Annotated in this window: 17 protein-coding genes; 5 read left to right on the top strand and 12 right to left on the bottom strand. The window is 40.2% G+C overall.

The window, feature by feature from the left end:
* Positions 1-28: 28 nt before the first annotated feature.
* Together AC27JL_RS08350 and AC27JL_RS08345 are read right to left on the bottom strand one after the other, a co-directional pair.
* Positions 29-484: a hypothetical protein gene (locus AC27JL_RS08350; RefSeq protein ID WP_487195369.1), complete on the bottom strand. Its 456-nt coding sequence runs from the start codon at positions 482-484 to the stop codon at positions 29-31.
* Complete coding sequence (locus tag AC27JL_RS08345) at positions 484-2,679, bottom strand: LruC domain-containing protein (RefSeq protein ID WP_487195368.1); 2,196 nt, start codon at positions 2,677-2,679, stop codon at positions 484-486. The genes AC27JL_RS08350 and AC27JL_RS08345 overlap by 1 nt, the downstream gene beginning before the upstream one ends.
* A 257-nt stretch (positions 2,680-2,936) precedes the next feature.
* Between AC27JL_RS08345 and AC27JL_RS08340 the strand changes: the two genes are divergently transcribed.
* The 5 genes from AC27JL_RS08340 (at position 2,937) to AC27JL_RS08320 (ending at position 8,890) form a co-directional block, all read left to right on the top strand.
* Positions 2,937-3,173, top strand: coding sequence for a hypothetical protein (locus AC27JL_RS08340; RefSeq protein ID WP_487195367.1), 237 nt, complete (start codon positions 2,937-2,939; stop codon positions 3,171-3,173).
* 410 nt (positions 3,174-3,583) lie between these two features.
* Entirely contained in the window at positions 3,584-6,157 is a 2,574-nt protein-coding gene (nirB, locus tag AC27JL_RS08335; RefSeq protein WP_487195366.1) for a nitrite reductase large subunit NirB, read from the top strand.
* A complete protein-coding gene (nirD, locus tag AC27JL_RS08330) occupies positions 6,144-6,497 on the top strand; it encodes a nitrite reductase small subunit NirD (protein ID WP_039037162.1) in 354 nt (117 codons plus the stop codon). Before nirB ends, nirD begins: the two co-directional genes overlap by 14 nt.
* A gap of 10 nt (positions 6,498-6,507) precedes the next feature.
* Positions 6,508-7,377, top strand: coding sequence for a uroporphyrinogen-III C-methyltransferase (gene cobA, locus AC27JL_RS08325; RefSeq protein ID WP_487195365.1), 870 nt, complete (start codon positions 6,508-6,510; stop codon positions 7,375-7,377).
* A 253-nt stretch (positions 7,378-7,630) separates the two neighbouring features.
* Positions 7,631-8,890, top strand: coding sequence for a nitrate- and nitrite sensing domain-containing protein (locus tag AC27JL_RS08320; protein ID WP_008131277.1), 1,260 nt, complete (start codon positions 7,631-7,633; stop codon positions 8,888-8,890).
* Positions 8,891-8,945: 55 nt separating this feature from the next.
* Here AC27JL_RS08320 and AC27JL_RS08315 read toward each other — a convergent pair whose 3' ends face one another.
* From AC27JL_RS08315 to AC27JL_RS08270, 10 genes are all read right to left on the bottom strand, one after another.
* Positions 8,946-9,602, bottom strand: a complete 657-nt coding sequence (locus AC27JL_RS08315; RefSeq protein ID WP_487195364.1) for an MOSC domain-containing protein — start codon at positions 9,600-9,602, stop codon at positions 8,946-8,948.
* Positions 9,603-10,082 (bottom strand): molybdopterin synthase catalytic subunit MoaE, encoded by a 480-nt coding sequence (gene moaE, locus AC27JL_RS08310; RefSeq protein WP_487195363.1) that lies wholly within the window; start codon positions 10,080-10,082, stop codon positions 9,603-9,605.
* Complete coding sequence (locus tag AC27JL_RS08305; protein ID WP_006794370.1) at positions 10,082-10,381, bottom strand: MoaD/ThiS family protein; 300 nt, start codon at positions 10,379-10,381, stop codon at positions 10,082-10,084. Before AC27JL_RS08305 ends, moaE begins: the two co-directional genes overlap by 1 nt.
* Entirely contained in the window at positions 10,359-10,829 is a 471-nt protein-coding gene (gene moaC / locus AC27JL_RS08300; protein ID WP_006794371.1) for a cyclic pyranopterin monophosphate synthase MoaC, read from the bottom strand. Before moaC ends, AC27JL_RS08305 begins: the two co-directional genes overlap by 23 nt.
* A gap of 1 nt (position 10,830) precedes the next feature.
* Positions 10,831-11,370: a molybdenum cofactor biosynthesis protein B gene (gene moaB / locus AC27JL_RS08295; protein WP_004587753.1), complete on the bottom strand. Its 540-nt coding sequence runs from the start codon at positions 11,368-11,370 to the stop codon at positions 10,831-10,833.
* Positions 11,367-11,993, bottom strand: a complete 627-nt coding sequence (locus tag AC27JL_RS08290) for a molybdenum cofactor guanylyltransferase (RefSeq protein WP_487195362.1) — start codon at positions 11,991-11,993, stop codon at positions 11,367-11,369. The genes moaB and AC27JL_RS08290 overlap by 4 nt, the downstream gene beginning before the upstream one ends.
* Before the next feature lies 1 nt (position 11,994).
* Positions 11,995-12,966: a GTP 3',8-cyclase MoaA gene (moaA, locus tag AC27JL_RS08285; RefSeq protein ID WP_487195361.1), complete on the bottom strand. Its 972-nt coding sequence runs from the start codon at positions 12,964-12,966 to the stop codon at positions 11,995-11,997.
* 40 nt (positions 12,967-13,006) lie between these two features.
* Positions 13,007-15,697: a nitrate reductase gene (locus AC27JL_RS08280; RefSeq protein ID WP_487195360.1), complete on the bottom strand. Its 2,691-nt coding sequence runs from the start codon at positions 15,695-15,697 to the stop codon at positions 13,007-13,009.
* 21 nt (positions 15,698-15,718) lie between these two features.
* Positions 15,719-17,245, bottom strand: coding sequence for an FAD-dependent oxidoreductase (locus tag AC27JL_RS08275; protein WP_487195359.1), 1,527 nt, complete (start codon positions 17,243-17,245; stop codon positions 15,719-15,721).
* Between the two features lie 227 nt (positions 17,246-17,472).
* Positions 17,473-18,666 carry an alginate export family protein gene (locus AC27JL_RS08270; RefSeq protein WP_487195358.1) on the bottom strand — a complete coding sequence of 398 codons (1,194 nt, stop codon included), beginning with the start codon at positions 18,664-18,666 and terminating at the stop codon, positions 17,473-17,475.

The following is an 18,666-nucleotide window of genomic DNA, read 5'->3' as shown; positions in this document are numbered from 1 at the left end:
TTTTTAAACCTAGCCATTTTAATAACTATTATCTGATAACAAACTGTTGTTGTGCTTGAGCAGGTTCGTACTGCCAAGTGAATAAAAGCGGTTCGGTCGACTCATCGTAAAACCAAATTTCAGCAATCAGTTCAATATCTTGATTGCTTAACACTAATTGCGTATCGAGAGCGGTATTACTAAGAGGCCCTCTGTAAATACAGTTGTTATAATCTGCTCGTTGAGATGCCACCTTTTTTTGGCACACATTTAAGTAGGCTCTTACATCGCCCATCCCTAGGTCAACATCAACATCAAGTGAATACTTAGTAGATAAATTAAATTCGTTATCAACTGTGATTGCGTTAATCCCTGTTGGATTATTTGCTGGAGTAGAGGTAGAAGATACCGTCGCGACTGCTGGTGCTTTTGTCTCTTCTGAACCACCGCCGCCACATGCTGTTAACCCTATTGATAGTGATAAAATTAATAGTGTTTTTTTCATTACTGTTCCCCTCTTACAACAACATTACTAATACTGTAATCGTTAAACCACGTTGGCTTTTGTTTACCCGATGATTGAGCAAAGTCAGCAAAACTACCGTAAGCGTCGGTTATGTCTACCCCTTCAAGGGGATGCAGCCATTGCATACCGACCTCCATTGCCCACGGTAAACCGTTTTCGTTAAGAAAATACAAGCCATTGCTTTGTACGCTGGCATCATCTGCGTTTGTAACGCTGTAAAGTGATGTATCAAACGCTTCAGTTGGTGCCTGGTTTTTAATGTGTACTTCCCATCCTCGGGCGTTTTTACCGACTAAAAAATCACCGTGGTAAAAGCCATTAGTTGCAAAAATAAACGGGTCAAGTAGCGTACCGGGAGATGCACTTTTCGCTTTTGGTTCTTTTAAAGGAATGCTCATGCTAAAGGTAACTTTTACGTTTTCATCGCAATTATCTTCTGTTCTAAAGTAACTACAGCCCGACTCTTTTGAAACGTGAGCCCAAGTATCTTGCATGAAAATGAGGATAGCTTCGTTTCTACCTGCCTCCAAAGGACTCGCTGTTTGCGGTTGCCCGTCAATAATAAAGCTAATTGCATCTTCATCGACTTCGTCTCGTAAAATAGTGTGAGTGGTATTATTGACAGTTTCTTTTAATCTCACAGCAAAGCCATTATGGTATGTGGCTCCAATACCAATTAGTTGACCATCAATTTTATAGCCAACCACATTACTCCCTTCCATAAGCTGTGTGGTTCTGTAATTGAGCACTAGATCATTAAAGTCGTAATCACCTGCAAACGGCCATCTATCCTCAAAAGCAAGGGTTACCCAATCATTTTCGCCAGGGTAAACAGCGCTTGCATAAGTGGTAATTTCGTAATCTTCTACTTCGCCGCCCAGCACACCGCCTGTTGCCGTGATAAGCGACGCCTCTGTGCCATCGGTGACTCTGAATCGAGCCCATGTTTGGCCCGCTTTGGTGTTACTTGGCACCGTGATTAAAATGCTGTTATCGCCTTCATTTATGGCGCGTTTAGTTACCATTCTTTCGTCTTCAGTAAAACGGCCATTTTGGTCCCAATCAAACCACGCATATAAAAAGCCAGAAGTAGACGCGTTAACAATAATTTGCGAGTCTTGTCCTGCTGAAATCGCCGTTACAAAGCTTACGCCATCGTCTGAATCATCAATAGGAGACAGTAGTAAATCGGCATTGGTATTAATGTTTTCACCATCCACCGAGCTTCCTAAATAAATTAAATCTGAGCCGGTACTATCAGGGTCAAATAAATGCCTTGCACCACTTTGCTCAAGGCTTGTGTTGTAAGGTGCTGGCGCGTCACCAAAATCAATTGAGCTATCAGTTACTTTTACTTCGGCAATGGCACAGCGCGCACCGTCGTTTTGACTTGATTTAGGCCCCGATGTAAACACATTTGCCACCGGGGTGTAGCCAACGACTGGGCTAACACTTAAATCAACTTTATGAATTTTACCGCTTTTATTGTTACTAAAATAAAACTGGCCCTTCACATCAAAATAAGCCGCGCCAAATGCGCCAGTATCATCGCCTACATCAACTTGAGTAATTAACGTATGGGTATTTGCTGCAATATCTATTTCGTATAAATTGCCATTTGGCTCAACCGCATATAAAAGGTTACTAGCTGGGTGAAAGGCAAAGTCATAAATAGACAATTTCCAAGTGTTTGTATTGGTTAATAAACTTGCCGTAATAGATGCATCTAAGTCACCATCTAAATTAATACCATATAGGCCAAAGTTAGGATGATAAACATAATAGGTAGCTCGTTGGTCATTGCCCTCACCTACAACTTGTATATCACCGACGTAAAAATTAGTGGCAGGTAAACCTTGTACGTTTAGCCGCTTCATTTCGTAGTTGCTGCCAAGCTGCACTACGCTACCAGGCGTTTGCTTACTGTAACCGTACATGTATTGATCTTTATAATTAAAACCAACTGCGTTAACGCTGTTAGTATTTAATTCGTTAGCGAACGTTAGCTGCGATGCTAAAACGGTAGGTTTAGCTGAAACTAAATCTATTCCGTATAGTTGCGCGTTAGCATCTTGCATTAAAAATGCCTGGCTAGGGCAGGACTCGAATGGTTGACTGAGCACAGCGCATGGAAATATAACTAAGCATGCTGTTGCAAGTTTATTTAGTTTCATAATTTAGCCCTTAAAAAGTTAAGTAATTAAACTGTTGCAGGGTCTATTCCAAAACTTAACTTTATGAATTTATTATAAATAAAATAAATTCAGTATAATCCTAATGCAGTTTGCAATTGACAAGTTTGCATTTTGCAAAATGTGAGAGAATACACTCGCATGTTTACTTACAATTTAAGTATTATTTTTTACCAATAACTATGCTTTACTATTATTGGTTTACGCTAATTAGCTGAGCTTTTGATTAAGGCGGAAAAATGAGCATTGTTACAGATATATTTTTATGGCTTTTAATTGAAACAGCCTTCGGTTTCTTGTTTTATGCAACAGGTTGTATGCTCTTAAAAGTTACAACGTTTGGAAGCTATAAAATGGAATTTAAAGATTATGCTAGTTTTAAACAAAGGAAATCCAAAAAAGTAGTGCCGCTTATTGCGCTAGGCGTTGGCTTCTATATAACTATGATTACCCTGCTCGCTTTCATTAATAGTTAACTACATAGCTAAAAAACACGTTAGCGCTTATCACTGGTTAAATGGATGTTGCACGCAACACACCCATATGAGTATCTCCCACAATTTAACAAAACAATGGGGATAACTCTCACTCATTTTCAAAACATTAAATATATTTTTTACTGCACTAATTAGTACTAACCTTGCACCTAAAGTGTTCGTTTTTAAATCTCTAAATCCTAAAAGCACATTAATATCACTATTAATCAACTACTTAAACTTATGGCTAGGTTATTGCTTTATTGAACACTAAGCACGTTAATTAACGGCATACATATTGGTTGAAAAAGCAACCAGAGGCAAAGAGGCCCGTACACAATTGTATTTAATTACAATCGTGACGGGCTTTTTTGTGTGTAAAATTTAAACCGTCACTGAAGGAATGCCTAATGCAAACCGCGCAAAAAATACTAATAATTGGCAATGGTATGGTCGGACATCATTTTGTAGAAAAAATGCGCCAAAGCGATGCTAACGCAAACATCACTGTTTTGTGTGGTGAAGCAAATCTAGCTTACGACCGTGTTTATTTATCAAGCGTATTTGATGGTAAAACAGCAAACGATTTAGCCCTAACAACTTTAGAAAATTATCAACAACTCAATATTAATGTATTCACTAACCAATGGGTTGAAGGCATAGATAGAGTAAACAAAGTTGTTAATACTCAAACAGGCGATCAATACCCGTACGATAAGCTTGTACTTGCTACGGGCTCGTTCCCGTTTGTGCCGCCGATTAAGGGAAACGATCAACCACATTGTTTAGTTTATCGCACCCTAGAGGATTTAGAGCAAATAAAAGCCAGTGCCGCAGCCAGTAAAAGTGGTGTAGTTATTGGTGGTGGTTTATTAGGACTTGAAGCCGCGAACGCCATTAAACAATTAGGACTTGATACACATGTTGTTGAATTTGCGCCGCAGCTTATGGCTGTCCAGCTAGACGAGCAAGGCGGCACGCTATTAAAAAATAAAATAGAAAAATTGGGTGTGACTGTTCATACATCAAAAGCGACCAGCGAAATAGTTAAAGGTGAAACTGGCCGGTTTAGATTAAATTTTTCAGACGACACTTTTTTAGAAACCGACTTAATTTTATTCTCTGCCGGTATTCGTCCTTATGATCAGCTAGGTAAAGTGGCTGATCTAGAGCTTGGGGAGCGTGGCGGTATAGTCATCAATAACCAGTGCCAAACATCAGACCCTGATATTTTGGCTATTGGCGAATGTGCCCTATGGGACAAAAAGTTATTTGGCTTAGTGGCGCCGGGTTACAACATGGCTCGCGTTGCAGCAAGCCAGCTAAGTGGCGGCGAGCTTGAGTTTTTAGGTGCAGATATGAGCACTAAATTAAAACTACTAGGTGTAGAAGTAGGATCTATTGGTGATGCACATGCAAAAACGTCCAACTGCAAAGAGCTCATTTATCAAGATCCAATTAGAGATTGCTACAAAAAAATTATTTTAAATGAAACTGGCGATAAGCTTTTAGGCGCTGTCCTTGTTGGCGATACCAGTGATTACGATACGCTACTTCAATACATGTTAAACGACATGGACTTACCAGAGCACCCTGAATGTTTAATTTTACCAGATAGCGCCGGCGCCCCTTCTCTTGCGGGCAGCGCCCTACCCGATACAGCCACTATTTGTTCGTGTCATAACGTGAGTAAAGGCGACATTGTGGGAGCTATTGATGGTGGCTCATGCGATTTAGCCTCAGTTAAATCATGCACCAAAGCTGCCAGCGGTTGCGGTGGTTGTGCAGCGTTACTTAAATCGGTAGTTGACGACGAACTGGCAAGTCGAGGCGTTGAAGTAAATAATCACCTCTGTGAGCACTTCGCGTATTCGCGTCAAGAATTACTCCATGTGGTTAAAGTAGAAAGCATCAAAACCTTTGATGATTTAATAGCTAAACATGGCAGCGGCCATGGCTGTGAAATATGTAAACCCGCAGTGGCCTCTATTTTAGCCTCAACATGGAACGATTTTATCCTAGAGCCAACACATGTAGGTCTTCAAGATACAAACGACACCTTCCTTGCCAATATGCAAAAAGACGGCTCTTACTCTGTTGTACCGCGTATTGCTGGTGGTGAAATTACACCCGACAAACTCATTGTCATCGGTCAAGTAGCTAAAGACTTTAATCTTTATTGTAAAGTGACTGGCGGACAACGCATCGATTTATTTGGTGCACGATTAGAAGAACTGCCTGTTATTTGGGAAAGACTCATTGAAGCTGGCTTTGAGACAGGTCATGCTTATGGTAAATCTCTGAGAACGGTTAAGTCCTGCGTAGGAAGTACATGGTGTCGTTATGGCGTACAAGACAGTGTAGGTCATGCCATAGATATCGAAAACCGTTATAAAGGATTGCGCTCTCCTCATAAAATTAAAATGGCAGTGTCAGGTTGTACCCGCGAATGTGCTGAAGCACAAAGTAAAGACATTGGTATCATAGCAACTGAAAATGGCTGGAACTTATACGTGTGTGGTAACGGTGGCATGCGCCCTCGCCATGCTGACTTATTTGCTACCGACTTAGATACAACCACACTTATAAAATACATTGACCGTGTATTGATGTTTTACATAAAAACCGCCGACAAGTTACAGCGTACTTCAGTATGGATGGAGAACTTAGAGGGCGGCCTTGATTATCTCAAAAGTGTAGTGATTAACGACAGTTTAGGTATTTGCCAAGAGCTTGAAGAACAAATGGATTTGGTAGCGAATACATACGCATGTGAGTGGAAAAAAACAGTAGACAATCCAGAAGCAACAAAACGCTTTCGCCAATTTGTTAATAGCCCACAAACCGATGACAACATTTTGTTTGTGCAAGAACGTAATCAAATTCGCCCAGCCACAGACGCTGAAAAACGCGAACAACAGATAACTCAAAACCGTATTGCGGTAACAGAAATACAAGAGGAGCAAGCTGATGTCTTGGCATAATATTGGAACAACCGATTGCCTTGTTGCTAACAGCGGCGTATGCGCACTAGTTAAAAACCAACAAGTGGCTATTTTTTACCTACCACAAAATGAATGCCCTTTATTCGCAGTCGGTAACTATGATCCTATCGGTAAAGCTAATGTGTTATCGCGCGGAATTATTGGCTCTTTCAGTAATAAATTTGTTGTGGCTTCACCTTTATATAAACAGCATTTCTGTTTAAAAACAGGCCAATGTCTTGAAGATGAGTCAATTCAAGTCCCCGTGTTTGATATTAAAATTGAAGACGGCAACGTATTTATAAACGCTGAGCCTAAAGCAATAGCAGCTGCAGCTTAGAGGAATAATTATGAGTGTGCTCTCTTATTTTTCGGGTGTTGAAAACATCTGGTTAAACAAGGTAATTAACAAGCTAACCAATGGGGTTAAGTTTACCGACAAAAAGGCTAAAAATGGCCATGTTTATATTATTGGTGCGGGCCCAGGCGATGCCGAGCTAATTACTGTTAAAGCTCAGCGATTAATTCAATCTGCCGATATTATTTTGTATGACTGGCTAGTAAGTGAAGATTTATTAAGCACATTACCTAAAAAAGCACAGCGAGTATTCGTAGGTAAACGCGCTGGTAAACACTCTATGTCGCAAGCGAATATTTGTGATCTTTTAGTTAAGTATGCTCAACAAGGGTTAAATGTAGTGCGCTTAAAAGGCGGCGACCCGAGCATTTTTGCTCGTATAAATGAAGAAGCTGACGCGCTAACACACAATAATATTAGTTTTGCAATTGTTCCTGGTGTGACAACCGCTTGCGCTGCATCGGCATATACAGGTATTCCCTTAACTGCTCGTGATGTAGCTCGCAGTGTAACTTTTTTAACCGCTCAATTTGCCGATCCTAAAAAGTTACCTAATTGGCAAAATTACACATTTATGCAAGGTAAAAACAACCCAACACTTGTTGTTTACATGGGGCTGAGTAGGCTTAACGAATTATGTAAAGGCTTAAAATCAGTAGGTTGGCCCGACAATACTTCTATTGCCTTAATAGAAAATGCAACAACAACTAACCAAAAAATAATAACAGGGTCTATTAACGATATATCGAATAATGAATCAGTAGCTACGTTAATGGGGCCAACGCTCATTATCATTGGTGAAGTAGTTAATCATACAATGAATATTGACCCAGCGCTTTTAGTGCAACATGTTAACGCTTAACGCACTATCCGAGCTTATTCTTCCCCAGGAATAAGCGCGTTTTTTTAATACCGGTACACCGTGTGGCAAAACTCTTTTTTAATGCACCAAAAAGGGGCTTTTCGTGTTGCTAAAATAAATCTGTTTTTACTTTATTAGTTTAAAGTAATACACAAGCAGCTGTTTTAAATTGATTTTAATTTGAATAATAAAATCTTTACATATATGGAATAGAGGTTGCACTTCATAAACAAAAAAGTGCGGAAATAACTCCATGCAAACAGCAAACCCTCTCACAAAACAATTTTTACTTGCGGCTAAATATCAAGAAATAGACGCGCTAAAACAATTACAAAATAGCTGTGCGTCGTTAACAAAATTAGGCGACTTTGTTCATCAATTGCAAAAAGAACGTGCTATGAGCAATATATTTTTAGCATCTAAAAGCCTACAATTTAATTGCGAGCTTAAAGAGCAAATAACGGTAACGCAAACGACCCAACGTTATTTTTATGACTCTTTAAAAACAACTTTTATTACCGACACCTCCTTAAATGGTCATTCGCGGCTGTATAATTTAATTTCTCATAGCTTGCAATCACTCGACGCATTACCCTCGCTTCGTTATCAAATAGCGAATCAAAACATTACACCCGTTCATGCTACCCAGTCATTTACAAACCTAATTGCCGGCTTGTTAAATATAATTTTAGAAGCAGCCGATGGTGCAAACGATCCGCAAGTTATTCGCCTTTTAGTGGCTTATTTTAACTTTATGCAAGGCAAAGAGTATGCAGGACAAGAGCGTGCCTGTGGCGCTCAAGCCTTTGCCGAAAGTAAGTTTTCATGTGAACAAAAACAGCAACTTGCTCATTTTATGCAAGAACAAGAAAACCGTTTTTCCTTCTTTAGTGAATACGCCGACAATCATTTATTAAAATGTTACTCATCACTTATAGAGCACCCGGTTAATAAACAAGTTGATCAACTAAGAAGCCTGCTACAAAAACTAGACGACCAAAATGCACAACCTTTATCTCAGTTAAGTGAAGTGTGGTATGAGGTAACGACTACTCGCATCGATATAATGCATAAAATTGAGCAAAATATTAGCGACCATTTAATTGATAGCGCAGCGATGCGGATTGCTGGCGCTCAACGAAAGCTTAACTCAAACAAGCAAATATTAAGCTCACTAGAACAAGAGTATATTCCTGTTTCAGATGGACAACTCGCTCTTAAAATAGGTGAGCCTTCAAATTCGGCGGTAAGTAAGCTGAGTAGTAATAAAACAATGTACGATTTAATACTCGAGCAAGCACAACATATAAAACAAATAAACCAAGCTTTATTAGATGCCAAACAGCTAATAAGCGAACAAAAAGTCATTCATCAAGCTAAATATATTTTAATAGAACAGTTAAAAATAAGTGAAGAGCACGCTCATAAACAGCTTCAAAAACAGGCAATGGAATCGCATAGTTCACTGTATGCAGTGGCTAAAAAAATAATTGAATTGAGTGAGTGTGAGTAAAAATAAAAGGCTAATGAGCCAAACACGCATAGCCACCTTTTAATTTTAAAATAAATTATTGGTGAAGTTCTAATGAAAGCTTCTTTTTAATTTTAGTTTGCCACTCAAGTGCAAGCTCGGGGAGTTCAAGTGCTGCTAATAATACGCTTTCATAATCTGGGTATTGTTTATCAAAAAACGCCTGAAACAACGTTTTAACCGAAATGTTGTGTTTGGCTTTATGTTCAATAGTCACGGCATCGCCCGTTTTAGCCATCCCTTGCTCAAGCACTCTAAAATAAACACCCGTGTGGTAATACTGAGTAAACAGTTTTAGGCTTTGTTTATTATTAAGTGCAATGGCAAGCTTAAAGCACGGCACTCGCGGCTGGCTTACTTCAAGTAGTGCTGTACCTACACGAATACGATCGCCTATATGAATATTTTTCTCATCAAGCTCTAAAATTGTAAAGTTTTCGCCAAAGGAACCGACTGCTAAATCATCATTATTAAGGGTGCGTTTCCAGTAATCATAATGATTGTGCGAAAACGCATAAACCGCCTTATCAATACCGCCGTGATTAACTAAATCGGCTTGCTCATCACCTATTATATTTAGTTTTTCAATAACAACCGGCTCATTGGTTGGCGTTTTAAAAATACCGGTTTTGACCTCTTTGCCTTTATGCACAACCGTTTTTATTTTAGAGATATTGGTAGAGATTATATGCATTTACTTAATTGCATCCTGTTCGATACTTTGCCATTTATCCAGTGCTTGCTTGTCGCTCTGTTTAAACTCGACCCAATTTGATGAGTCTTTAAAATGCTCTTTTTTCCAAAACGTGGCGTGGTTTTTTAAGTAATCCATTATGAATTGTGCGCCTTCAAACGCGGCTTGGCGGTGGCGGGAGGTTACGCCAACAAATACAATTTGCTCACCAAGGGCTAAATAACCGACTCGATGAATAATGCTTATGCGGGCAAGTTGCCAGCGTGTTTGGGCTTGCTCGGCTATCGATTGCAGTAGTTGCTCAGTCATACCTGGGTAGTGTTCAAGCTCAAGGGCGATTACGTTATCGCTGCTGCTAAATTCTCGCACAAGCCCTGTAAACGTCACTACGGCACCATCACTTTTGTTATTACTGCAAAGTGCGTCATGTTGCTCGCCTACTGAAAAATCCTGCGTTTGTACGTTAATGCTTATACTCATTAGCCACCTGTCACTGGTGGGAAAAAAGCAAGTTCATCCCCTGCTTTTACAAGCTCGTCGCTTGATGACATAGTTTGATTAAGCGCACACAATACATCACGCTCTTCAAGCCATGCCTGCCAATGTGGATTTTGCTCAACCAGCATGTGTTTAAACGCTTTAATGCTAAGGGTATGCGCTATATCAACGGTTAACTTGTCGCACTTTAGCCGCTCTTTTAGTTGGCCAAAAAACAGTACGATAACATGCCCTGCAGCTGCATTCGTATTATTTAAATTAGTCTCGCTGCCAGCTGCCATGCTTGCCCCCTGCTTTTTGCGTTACACGCATACCGTGTATTTCCATAAGCGGATCGGCGGCTTTACACATATCAAATAATGTTAGGGTCGCCACAGATACAGCGGTGAGTGCTTCCATTTCAACGCCCGTTTTACCCGCCAATTTACAGTAGCTAGTGACTTTAATTTGGCTATGTGCTTCATCAAGCTCAAAATCAACAGCTACTTTACTCAGTGCCAGCGGGTGACAAAGCGGAATTAAATCGGCGCACTTTTTAGCGCCCTGAATACCCGCAATTCGGGCTACGCCTAGCACGTCACCTTTTTTATTTTGATTAAGCAACACTTGCTCAAAAGCCTGTTTGCTCATTTTAATGTAGGCCTCGGCGGATGCATCGCGCAGAGTGACCTCTTTTAACGATACATCAACCATGTTTGCTTGGCCATTTTCGTCTACGTGGCTCAGCATATTATTGCTCTCGCGATTCGCATTTTTTACCAATAGTAATATGCGGGGCAAAGTTACATGGCTTATGCATTGAGTCTAACTGATCTTTTATAATACCTGTCCAGGCTGTTTTACATGCACCCGTAGAGCCTGGCATACAAAAAATAACGGTGTTATTGGCAAGGCCTGCCAACGCACGCGATTGAATAGTTGAGTTACCAATTTCGCCGTACGAAATATGTCTAAATAGCTCTCCAAATCCATCTACGCTTTTATCAAACAACGGGGCAAATGCCTCTGGTGTTGAGTCGCGCTCGGTAAAGCCCGTACCACCGGTTACTAAAATAGCGTGAATGGTGTCATCGGCAATCCATTGCGATGCAACTGCTCGCATTTGGTAAACATCATCTTTAACTATGTCTTTATCAGCTAAGTGATGGCCTGCTTCAGTAAGGGCTTTAATTAAATAATGGCCTGACGTATCCGTAATTTCATCGCGTGTATCGCTTACTGTCATTACGGCAATGTTTAATGCGATTTGTGACTCAGTTGTGTGGCTCATAGGGTTCTTCTCAGTAAATTAGGTTTGTGTTGGTCAAATTGCTCGTTAACAGCTTTAAATTGCGCCGGTGTGTTGGTATTAATAAGTGCGTGCGCTTTATTACATTTTAGCGTTTGCACACCAATACTACGGGTAAACTGTTTAATTGATTTATGACTATTTGCGTTTATGAGTAATTGTTTTAAATGACGTTTAACGCTTTGGGTGTTACGAATATACAGGGGTAACGGTTCATTTTCAAAGTGCCACGCATGTATTTGTGACTGATTTGTTTGAAAGTGGGGGTTATCGCTTGCTGCAGATACAATTTGCGATAATAACGTGCAAGTAAGTAATGGCATATCAACAGCGCTTACAAGTATATCTTGCTCTGTCGCCATTAAAGTTGAATAAATCCCGCCAAGCGGGCCAGAACCTGGGTATATATCTGCTATGTATTGCGCAGTAGCACTTTGTACATTACGGCTTATAAGTACATCACTTGCTCCTGCTGCTGTTAATAACTCACATGCATTTTGCAGTAAGGTTTTATTTTTTAAAATGAGAATTGCTTTATCGCTGCCCATTCTTGATGATTGCCCACCAGCGAGTACAACGCCCGTAAACACGGCTTTATTGCTCATTTTAGCCGCCCAACATAGCTAAATGGGTTGTGGCGCCCGTTAAGCGCTTATCAAGCTCATGGCTAATAGTTTTATTGCCCATTGCTGCTTGAATTGCGTTTACAGTGGCTGGCGTATCTTGCGAATTTAAATGCGGGCGTAAGTCTATTCCCTGCTCGGCAAACAAGCACAAATGTAATTTGCCTAATGACGATACTCTTAATCGGTTACAGCTTTTACAAAAATCTTTACTATAGGGCATAATTAAGCCAATGCGACCCTCAAAATCGGGATGACAAAACTCCTCTGCAGGGCCATTTAATTTACCTCTCACTACCTGTAACCAACCTTGTGCTAAAAGCTGCGTTTTAACACTTTGCCCGCTTAAATGGTTTTGTTCAAAAAAGGTGGCACCATTACCTGTTTCCATTAATTCAATAAAGCGTACCGTTACTTTTTTATGTTTTACCCAGTCTAAAAAATCATTTAATTGGTTTTTATTAAATTGCTTAGCCAGCACTGCATTTATTTTTATATCTTTTATGCCCAGCTCAATCGCCCGGTCTATCCCTTTTAAAATATGGGTTAGCTTGTCGTGTCCTGTAATTAATTTAAACATGCTCGGGTTTAAGCTATCTATACTAATGTTTAGCGCACCTAGGCCAGCACTGTAAAACTCATCTATTTTATTAAATAAGTTAAATCCATTGGTTGTTATGGCGACTTTTTCTATACCTGGGGTGTTTTTACATTGCTTTATAATGTCGGTTACGTCACTGCGTAAACACGGCTCACCGCCCGTAATACGCACTTTTTTTGTGCCTAATTGCGCAAATGCATTTACTAAGGTGTTTATTTCGTTTTTATTTAAAAAGTTTCGCGGGGTATCGCACTGATACCCGTTTGGTAAACAATAGGTGCAACTAAAGTTACACACATCGGTAATTGAGAGGCGCAAATAGTTAAACTGCCGACCAAATTGATCATTAAGCATATGCTTCCTTGGTGTTTATGTTATTTGTCTAAATAGCACTTTAAATGACAACCGCAACATCAATACTGTTAGCGTTTTTTGTACCATGTTGCTTTATTAATTGGCTTAACTGGGTTTTACACGACCCACAGTTAGTGCCGCATTTTAATTTAGACCCCAATTTTTCTACTGTATTTTCACCACATTTAATGGCGTTTATAATGGGCTGTTCACGTACTTTAAAGCAACTACATACTTGCGCGCCTTGGGTAAATTCTTCATCGGGCATGGCATACAACAATGACTGTAATTGGCTAAAGGTTATTAAAGGCTCTGCAAATAAATGATTTATCCACTCAAGTGATATGTCTTTTTGAGCTAACGAAACAACCGCAACAAACACTAACTGCTCGTTTTGAATACATTGAATATGCATGGCTTTTACACTGCCCATTGCCGACCACTGCCCTTGTAACCCTGTCAGTGTTTGGCAATAATAAAGCAAATCATTTTGCGGCTCATTCAGCGCTAACTGGTAGTTAACACAATTACTTGCGTTAACTTTAAGCCAAAAATCACCGGTTATTTTAAGCTCTGTTTTGCTAAAAATTTGCATGTACTGAGCAAACTGCGCTTTAGATAAATCAACAGCACCATGCTTACACTCAGGCTGGCCCGATATAGGGTCAACAACCGATTGATAGAGCCCACTTACCGTTGCGGATGAGGCAAATTGCTTGTTCCAGTGAATAGGCATAAAACATTCGCCTTTACGCACAGCATCCGTCACTTTTGCATGAGCCGTAACCTGCCCAGTTTTAGCATTGGCGGTTATTAAGTCGTTTGCTTTTATGTTTAATTTGCTGGCATCTATGGGGTTTATTTCAATATATGGGCGCGTTATATGAGTAGAAAGGGCTGTACTTTTCCCGGTACGACTCATTGTATGCCACTGATCGCGTATTCGCCCTGAATTCATTACAAAGGGGTAATCGCTTGACGTTTGTTGCACAGGAAGTTTGGGCGTTATAGGTATAAAGCGGGCTTTTTTATCCGCGGTGCTAAATTGTTTATTAGCAAAAACCTGCCCGTTTTTATTTGGCTCATTTTTTAGTACCGGCCACATAACGGGTTTTAAGTTATCGTATTGCTGCTGCGAAAGCCCTACTAAAGCTGATAAATTTAATAGCCTATCACCATTATTTTCAAAATCAGTCAGTTGTGCCCATTCTTCAAAAATGCCACTTGGGTCTGTAAAATCAAATCCTTCAAAGCCCATTTTTTTGGCAACTAAGCACATTATTTGCCAATCGTTTTTAGCTCCTGAGAAAGGCTCAACTAGCGGGCGTTGCCTTGATATTCTGCGCTCTGAGTTAGTCACTGTGCCATTTTTTTCGCCCCATCCGGTTGATGGAAACGCCACATTAGCAAATTTTAGCGTATCACTTTTGGCAATACAGTCAGACACAACCACCAGCTCACATTGCTCAAGTGCATGTTGTATTGCTGCGTTATTAGGTAGGCTTACCATTGGATTGGTTGCCATTACCCAAATAGCTTTTATTTTTCCTTTGGCGATTTCATCAAACATATCAATCGCATTACACCCTGCTTTTTTAGCTATTGTTGGTGATTGCCAAAAACGCTGCACTAACTGTTGATGCGCGTCGTTTTCAATGTCTAAATGTGCTGCTAATTGATTTGCCAAGCCCCCTACTTCACGCCCACCCATAGCATTAGGCTGCCCAGTTATAGAAAATGGACCACATCCAGGTTTTAACAATTTACCAGACGCTAAATGCGCATTTATAATGGCATTACACTTATCAACCCCTGAACTTGATTGGTTAATACCCATTGAATAAAAACTAATGGCGGTTGGGCTTTGTGCAAATAAGGCGTAAAAGTCACTGACTAGCTGCGCATCAATATCACAAAAGTCACTTACTGCTTTAATACTCCACTTTTTAGCCTCTACAAGCGCTGTTTCAAAGCCATTTGTATGCGCGTTTATAAATTGTGTATCTAAATAGTTATGTTCACTTAAATAATTAAGTAAGCCGTTATAAAGTGCTGCGTCGCTGCCTGGTTTTATATTTAAAAAGGTATCGGCAAGTTCGGCTGTATCAGTTTTTCGTGGGTCGATAACCACTATTTTCATGTTTGGATTAAGCTTTTTTGCGCGCTCCATACGTTGATAAAGCACCGGATGTGTCCACGCTGCATTTGAGCCAATTAAAATAAGTAGCTCAGTTTGCTCTAAATCGTCGTAGGTACATGGTACTACGTCCTCACCAAACGCACGTTTATAACCGGCAACCGCCGATGACATACACAGCCTTGAGTTTGTATCTATATTGCCTGAGCCTATGTAGCCTTTCATTAATTTATTGGCAACGTAGTAATCTTCAGTGAGTAACTGCCCCGATACATAAAACGCAACCGATTCCGGCCCATGCTCTTTAATAATGGCGTTAAATCTATTAGCAACGTAATCAGTTGCCGTATCCCAGCTAGCGGGTTCGTTATCAATAAGGGGCGAGGTTAAGCGGTTATCACTGCCGGTGGTGTCAAGCAAATGTGTGCCTTTAACACATAAACGGCCAAAATTAGCGGGGTGCTCGCGCGTGCCTTCAAGTTTTGTTGGGGTATTATTTAATAATGAAATATCAACCCCGCACCCTACACCACAATAAGCACAAGTAGTTTGTTTAAGCAAAGGCGTGTTTGAACAAGTGTTTAAAGTTTCCATACTGCTCTCTTATTGTGAGTGTTAAGCGCTCTGTGAGACTGGCTCATCTACTGACGTTAACGTGGCTATTTTATTATTAAGTGCACTGCTAATAACGCTTTGTACTAATTTTTCACAGCCTCCACACCCCGTACTTGCTTTAGTAGCTTGCTGCACTTTATTTAAATCGCTACAACCTTGCATAACAGCGTGTTCAATGGTCTGTTTTGTAACCTTGTGGCACGCACAAATAATGGCATCTTGTGGCAAATCATCAGCGCTTAGCTCGCCCGTGTCACCTGCAAGCGGCATTATTAAAGACTCTGCGGGCACACTAAGCTCTATACTATTTAAGTGATACTGCAATAAATTATCGTAATCACTGGTATCGCCAACCAGTACAGCACCTATGAGCTTATTGCCTTGCTCATTAGTGACTACTTTTTTGTAAATACCGCTTAGTTGATCTTCAAAGTAATAGCTAATTGCGCCTTCACTGCGGGCGTGGGCATCACCAATTGAGCCCACTTCAACACCCATTAATTTAAGCTTGGTGCTCATATCGGCACCGCTAAATTCATCAGTATTGTTTGAATAGTTGCTTAAAGGTGTGTTTGAAGCTGTACTTGAAGAAAGCTGCTTTAAAACATGCCCCGCAGCTACTTTTGCCATAGCGTAGCCCGGTGCTACAAGGCCAAAAATAAAGTTATTCCAAAGGGCGCATTCGCCTATAGCGTATATGTTTTTATCACTCGTTTGGCAATGGTTGTTTATTACGATGCCACCACGCTCACCTATTTCTAAATTAAACTCGCGAGCTAAATTATCGTATGGGCGAATACCGGCCGAAAATACTATCATGTCGGTTTCTAGGGTTTGACCACCCTTAAAGCACATTTTATAACGGCTGTTTTCACCCTCTATAATTTGCTCTGTCGCCACTGAGGTATGCACTTTAACGCCAAGTTCAGTAATTTTATTTTTAAGTAATCGCCCACCAGCACCATCTATTTGTACGCCCATAAGTTGAGGTGCAAATTCTATTACATGGGTTTGCAAGCCAAGCTGCTTTAACGCATTTGCAGCTTCTAGTCCTAGTAAACCACCACCAATTACTACGCCCACTTTACTATCTTGTGCTGATTTTTTTATGGCATGTAAATCGTTAATGGTTCTGTAAACGAGGCAATGATCACGATCTTTACCTGGAATGGGTGGCACAAATGCAAATGAACCGGTAGCCAGTATTAGCTTGTCGTATTCAAATGACTCGCCTTTTGCAGTAGTAACTTTTTTTGCATCTCGGTTTATATCAACCACTTTAGAATGAGTATGGAAACACACTTGCCAATCTTGATAGGTTTTACTGCAGGTAAGTGCTAAATCGTCTTCGGTTTTACCGTTAAAAAATGACGAGAGCTGAACGCGGTCATAAGCGAGGCGGTCTTCACCACTGAGCACGGTAATATCAACATTTTTGTTATCACCTTGCTGCGATACTAGCTGCTGTACAAAATGATGCCCAACCATCCCGTTTCCTACGACGACAACACGCTGCTTGCTTGGCATTAAAATCACCTATTTTGTTCAAAGTACTCAATGCATAAATGAGTACTTTAAACGTATAATTTGTTATGTAGTTGTTATAGCAATATGCAAGCCAGATATATAATCAATATATTACAGTGACTTAACCAAATTGGTGCAGTAAAAAAGAAGTGAAAGCACCACAAGCTGGCGCTATTGCACCAACTTGTAACGCTTCAAATTAAATAACCAGAGCTCTGGTTAAATACTTAAAATTTAGCGCTCACCCACACCCATAGTTTTTGGGTATCAACTTTGCCTGCAGCGCTATCGCCTGCTGAATAATCGGCATATTTAGCGCCAACGGCATAGGTTTTATTAATAGGCTTAACGTATTGCACGTTTAGCTCTGAGCCTAAATCATCAACGCCATTTGCATTATCGTTTGCATCAAAGCTGTGATAAGCAACTAACCATTTACCGTCAAAGGCTTTACCATTTAAGCTTACATAAGTGTCATCAAGCCCTTGTGCAGGCGTTGCTAAAAACGTATCAGCCCAGCCATTAAATTTATGCATAGTGGCAAGCGGCGTGGCAAAACCATAATCGCCATCATCAGAGCCCAGTGACTCAATACCGGCTTTTAGTGTCACGTTTTTAATACCTAAACCGGCTAAATCAACGCCGCCTTCAAATGCATAATAATCAGCATCAAAATCACTCATGCTTGTTGATGCAGATTGCGTGGCGTACTCTGCTTTATAGTAAACCTTAGTATTGCTGAGTGTTTTATTCCCACTAAAAGAAACGCCATAAGTATCTAAGCTGTCATCATCTACTGCGTCGTTACTCAATAAATAACTGTATAAAACCACTTTACCCAAGCTTGTTTTAAAACTTGCATTGATAAGGTGATCGGATGAATCAATATCTTTGCTTTCGGCAAATATACGGTTGCGCTTGCTTATGTAGCTATAGTGTAAATTAATATCATTAAACGTGTAATTGACTGTTGCCGCATCAAAAGTTTGCCTGTCTTGTCTAAAGCCAACGTGGCCCACAAACCGCTGTCCATCAAGCGCTATTACTTGCCTACCCACTTTAATTGATAACGAATCTTTCGCGTATTTTATAAAACCTTGATCTACTTCTGTAGTTTCTGGGTCGGCTATTACTGAGTAATTAGTATTTTTACCCAGTGTATTGTTGTAATCGTCAACACCTAACAGGCTTCGGCTGTCTTCAAATTCAATAAGTGCAGAAAAACCATTCACTTCATCTGTTTTATGAGTAAGGCGTGTGCGCAGCGTTAAGCTACTTGCATCTTTTAACGCGTTATCTTGCTCTGCGCTTTCAAAACGCAGTCTAAAGTTAAGATCGGTTTGCGCTGCAACACTAATTGAAGGCGCAGTTAAGCTACCCAGTATAAAAATAATAGGTAAGTTTTTTTTATGATTTAACAT

It is taken from the genome of Pseudoalteromonas sp. 4NS20-0020 (assembly GCF_057554385.1).
This window is presented reverse-complemented; position numbering and strand designations above follow the sequence as displayed.